The 5,268-nt window shown below is 58.4% G+C and carries 2 rRNA genes; both read right to left on the bottom strand.

The features are described 5' to 3' along the window. Positions 1-17: 17 nt before the first annotated feature. Positions 18-3,140 (bottom strand): 23S ribosomal RNA (locus O2W15_RS23890). A 506-nt stretch (positions 3,141-3,646) separates the two neighbouring features. Beyond that, positions 3,647-5,169 (bottom strand): 16S ribosomal RNA (locus O2W15_RS23895). The 16S and 23S rRNA genes sit together here, the layout of an rRNA operon. Positions 5,170-5,268: the final 99 nt, after the last annotated feature.

A 5,268-nucleotide genomic window follows, 5' to 3' on the forward strand; every position in this document is an offset into this window, starting at 1 on the left:
ATGGGCTGGATGAGTATGTGGTCAAGCCCTCGGCCTATTAGTACCGGTCAGCTCCACGACTTGCGCCGCTTCCACTTCCGGCCTATCAACCCGCTGGTCTGGGCGGGGGCCTTACCCGGTTGACCCGGTGAGAGACCTCATCTCGAAGCGAGCTTCCCGCTTAGATGCTTTCAGCGGTTATCCCTGCCGAACGTAGCCAACCAGCAGTGCTCCTGGCGGAACAACTGGCACACCAGAGGTTCGTCCGTCCCGGTCCTCTCGTACTAGGGACAGCTCTTCTCAAGTCTCTTACGCGCGCGGCGGATAGGGACCGAACTGTCTCACGACGTTCTAAACCCAGCTCGCGTGCCGCTTTAATGGGCGAACAGCCCAACCCTTGGGACCTACTCCAGCCCCAGGATGCGACGAGCCGACATCGAGGTGCCAAACCATCCCGTCGATATGGACTCTTGGGGAAGATCAGCCTGTTATCCCCGGGGTACCTTTTATCCGTTGAGCGACACCGCTTCCACATGCCGGTGCCGGGTCACTAGTCCCAGCTTTCGCTCCTGCTCGACCCGTCGGTCTCGCAGTCAAGCTCCCTTGTGCACTTGCACTCGACACCTGATTGCCAACCAGGCTGAGGGAACCTTTGGGCGCCTCCGTTACATTTTGGGAGGCAACCGCCCCAGTTAAACTACCCACCTGACACTGTCCCTGATCCGGATCACGGACCGAGGTTAGACATCCAATTCGACCAGAGTGGTATTTCAACGGCGACTCCACGAACACTGGCGTGCCCGCTTCACAGTCTCCCACCTATCCTACACAAGCCGAACCGAACACCAATATCAAGCTATAGTGAAGGTCCCGGGGTCTTTCCGTCCTGCCGCGCGTAACGAGCATCTTTACTCGTAGTGCAATTTCGCCGAGCCTGTGGTTGAGACAGCTGAGAAGTCGTTACGCCATTCGTGCAGGTCGGAACTTACCCGACAAGGAATTTCGCTACCTTAGGATGGTTATAGTTACCACCGCCGTTTACTGGCGCTTGAGTTCTGAGCTTCGCCCCGAAGGACTAACCCGTCCCCTTAACGTTCCAGCACCGGGCAGGCGTCAGTCCGTATACATCGTCTTTCGACTTCGCACGGACCTGTGTTTTTAGTAAACAGTCGCTTCTCACTGGTCTCTGCGGCCACCCACCGCTGCCCCGCGCAAGGCGGTTCACAGCAGATGGCCCCCCTTCTCCCGAAGTTACGGGGGCATTTTGCCGAGTTCCTTAACCACAGTTCGCTCGATCGCCTTGGTATTCTCTACCTGACCACCTGAGTTGGTTTGGGGTACGGGCCGCTAAGAACTCGCTAGAGGCTTTTCTCGGCAGCATAGGATCATCCAATTCGCCTCATTCGGCTATGCGTCGGGCCTCACCCTGTATGCGATGCGGATTTACCTACATCGCGGGCCACACCCTTGCACCGGTACTACCACTCACCGGTAGGACTACCTTCCTGCGTCACCCCATCGCTTGCCTACTACCAGTCCGGGTCCCACGCTCCACTCGATCAGCCCCGAAGGGCAGTCACGAGCTTCGGATGGTTAGCATCGCTGGGTTCAGCATGGGCGTTCTTTCGCGGGTACGGGAATATCAACCCGTTGTCCATCGACTACGCCTGTCGGCCTCGCCTTAGGTCCCGACTCACCCTGGGCGGATTAGCCTGGCCCAGGAACCCTTGGTCATCCGGCGGGGGAGTTTCTCACTCCCCTTTCGCTACTCATGCCTGCATTCTCACTCGTGTGGCGTCCACGGCTGGATCACTCCGCCGCTTCAATCGCCACACGACGCTCCCCTACCCATCCACACACCTGGCCACTGACCGAAATCAGAGACGGGTTCATGTGAATGCCACAGCTTCGGCGGTGTGCTTGAGCCCCGCTACATTGTCGGCGCGGAATCACTTGACCAGTGAGCTATTACGCACTCTTTCAAGGGTGGCTGCTTCTAAGCCAACCTCCTGGTTGTCACTGCGACTCCACATCCTTTTCCACTTAGCACACGCTTAGGGGCCTTAGCTGATGATCTGGGCTGTTTCCCTCTCGACTACGAACCTTATCGCCCGCAGTCTCACTGCCACGCTCTCACTTACCGGCATTCGGAGTTTGGTTGATTTCAGTAACCTTGTGGGGCCCCTAGACCATCCAGTGCTCTACCTCCGGCAAGAAACACGTGACGCTGCACCTAAATGCATTTCGGGGAGAACCAGCTATCACCGAGTTTGATTGGCCTTTCACCCCTACCCACAGCTCATCCCCTCAGTTTTCAACCTAAGTGGGTTCGGTCCTCCACGCGGTCTTACCCGCGCTTCAACCTGGCCATGGGTAGATCACTCGGCTTCGGGTCTAGAGCACGCGACTCAAACGCCCTGTTCGGACTCGCTTTCGCTACGGCTACCCCACACGGGTTAACCTCGCCACGTACCGCTAACTCGCAGGCTCATTCTTCAAAAGGCACGCAATCACCCCCACGCACAAGTGCGCATAAGGCTCTCACGGCTTGTAGGCACACGGTTTCAGGTACTATTTCACTCCCCTCCCGGGGTACTTTTCACCTTTCCCTCACGGTACTTGTCCGCTATCGGTCACCAGGGAGTATTTAGGCTTAGCGGGTGGTCCCGCCAGATTCACACCGAATTTCACGGGCTCGGTGCTACTTGGGATACAACTCGGGAGGCCATGAGTTTTCGTGTACGGGGCTCTCACCCTCTACGGCGACCCCTTCCAGAGGCCTTCCACTAACACATGGCTTTCTGACTCCCTGACAGTTCGGCAGAACCATCCGAATCGTCCCACGACCCCGACCACACAACGCCTGCCGGCTTGGCATGCAATCGGTTTAGCCTCATCCGCTTTCGCTCGCCACTACTCACGGAATCACGGTTGTTTTCTCTTCCTGTGGGTACTGAGATGTTTCACTTCCCCACGTTCCCTCCACACGCCCTATGTGTTCAGGCGCGGGTCACACCACATGACTGGTGCGGGGTTCCCCCATTCGGAAATCCTCGGATCAACGCTCGGTTGACAGCTCCCCGAGGCTTATCGCAGCCTCCTACGTCCTTCATCGGCTCCTGGTGCCCAGGCATCCACCGTGTGCCCTTAACAACTTGACCACACACAACACCCACGCCCGCCCACCACAACACCCCCGCACCCCAGCAGAAAGCCAGGTTCGGTGAGCGATGTACGCGGACCAGCGCGGATATCCAGAACAATACTTACAAGATGCTCGCGTCCACTGTGCAGTTCTCAAAGTACGGAAGATGACCCACCATCCACCACCGCCAGCCCCAGAACACATCCGGGCGGTACGACGACAAGCAGGCCTCCCACAGAGCAAGCAACCCGACCCCCAACTCCCAGGCGAACCCAGGAACCAGCAGAGCCGGCCCACTCCCTCAGGACCCAACAGCGTGCCTACAACCAGACCACCCACACCCACCACGTTCCACACCCCGAAGGGCCGTACTAGCAGCAAGACGAGCGCCTGGCCGAACTGGTCAGCGTTCCACCCTTGAGCTCCGTCACGAACACCCGAGCACCCCCACAATTGAAGGCACTTCACGATCCGCGCACGGCTCTGGACCACCACACGAGTGTGGCGGCCAGTGCTCCTTAGAAAGGAGGTGATCCAGCCGCACCTTCCGGTACGGCTACCTTGTTACGACTTCGTCCCAATCGCCGATCCCGCCTTCGACGGCTCCCTCCACAAGGGTTGGGCCACCGGCTTCGGGCGTTACCGACTTTCGTGACGTGACGGGCGGTGTGTACAAGGCCCGGGAACGTATTCACCGCAGCGTTGCTGATCTGCGATTACTAGCGACTCCAACTTCATGGGGTCGAGTTGCAGACCCCAATCCGAACTGAGACCGGCTTTTTGGGATTCGCTCCACCTCGCGGTATCGCAGCCCTTTGTACCGGCCATTGTAGCATGTTTGCAGCCCTAGACATAAGGGGCATGATGATTTGACGTCATCCCCACCTTCCTCCGAGTTGACCCCGGCAGTCTCCTATGAGTCCCCACCATCACGTGCTGGCAACATAGAACGAGGGTTGCGCTCGTTGCGGGACTTAACCCAACATCTCACGACACGAGCTGACGACAACCATGCACCACCTGTGCACGACCCTTTAAAGGACCTGCCATCTCTGACAGATTTCCGTGCATGTCAAGCCTAGGTAAGGTTCTTCGCGTTGCATCGAATTAAGCAACATGCTCCGCCGCTTGTGCGGGCCCCCGTCAATTCCTTTGAGTTTTAGCCTTGCGGCCGTACTCCCCAGGCGGGGCGCTTAATGCGTTAGCTGCGGCACGGAGACCGTGGAATGGCCCCCACACCTAGCGCCCAACGTTTACGGCGTGGACTACCAGGGTATCTAATCCTGTTCGCTCCCCACGCTTTCGCTCCTCAGCGTCAGTTACTGCCCAGAGACCCGCCTTCGCCACCGGTGTTCCTCCTGATATCTGCGCATTTCACCGCTACACCAGGAATTCCAGTCTCCCCTGCAGTACTCTAGTTTGCCCGTATCGACTGCAGGCCCGAGGTTGAGCCTCGGGTTTTCACAGCCGACGCGACAGACCGCCTACGAGCTCTTTACGCCCAATAATTCCGGACAACGCTTGCACCCTACGTATTACCGCGGCTGCTGGCACGTAGTTGGCCGGTGCTTCTTCTGTAGGTACCGTCACTTTCGCTTCGTCCCTACTGAAAGAGGTTTACAACCCGAAGGCCGTCATCCCTCACGCGGCGTCGCTGCGTCAGGCTTTCGCCCATTGCGCAATATTCCCCACTGCTGCCTCCCGTAGGAGTCTGGGCCGTGTCTCAGTCCCAGTGTGGCCGGTCACCCTCTCAGGCCGGCTACCCGTCGTCGCCTTGGTGGGCCATTACCCCACCAACAAGCTGATAGGCCGCGGGCCCATCCTCAGCCGATGAATCTTTCCACCACCAGACCATGCGGTCAGCGGTCACATCCGGTATTAGCACCAATTTCTTGGAGTTATCCCAGAGCTGAGGGCAGGTTGCCCACGTGTTACTCACCCGTTCGCCGCTAGGGCACCACCCCGAAGGATGGGCCTCGCTCGACTTGCATGTGTTAAGCACGCCGCCAGCGTTCGTCCTGAGCCAGGATCAAACTCTCCGTAGATGATTTGATCGCAGCTGAGACCGAGAGTTGGCACTCTCGTTCAATCAACCAAAGGAATCCCAACGACACCCCGAAGGACGCCGAATGGGGGTATTGATA

The sequence above is a fragment of the Modestobacter sp. VKM Ac-2979 genome (assembly GCF_026967995.1).
Taxonomy (GTDB): Bacteria; Actinomycetota; Actinomycetes; order Mycobacteriales; family Geodermatophilaceae; genus Modestobacter.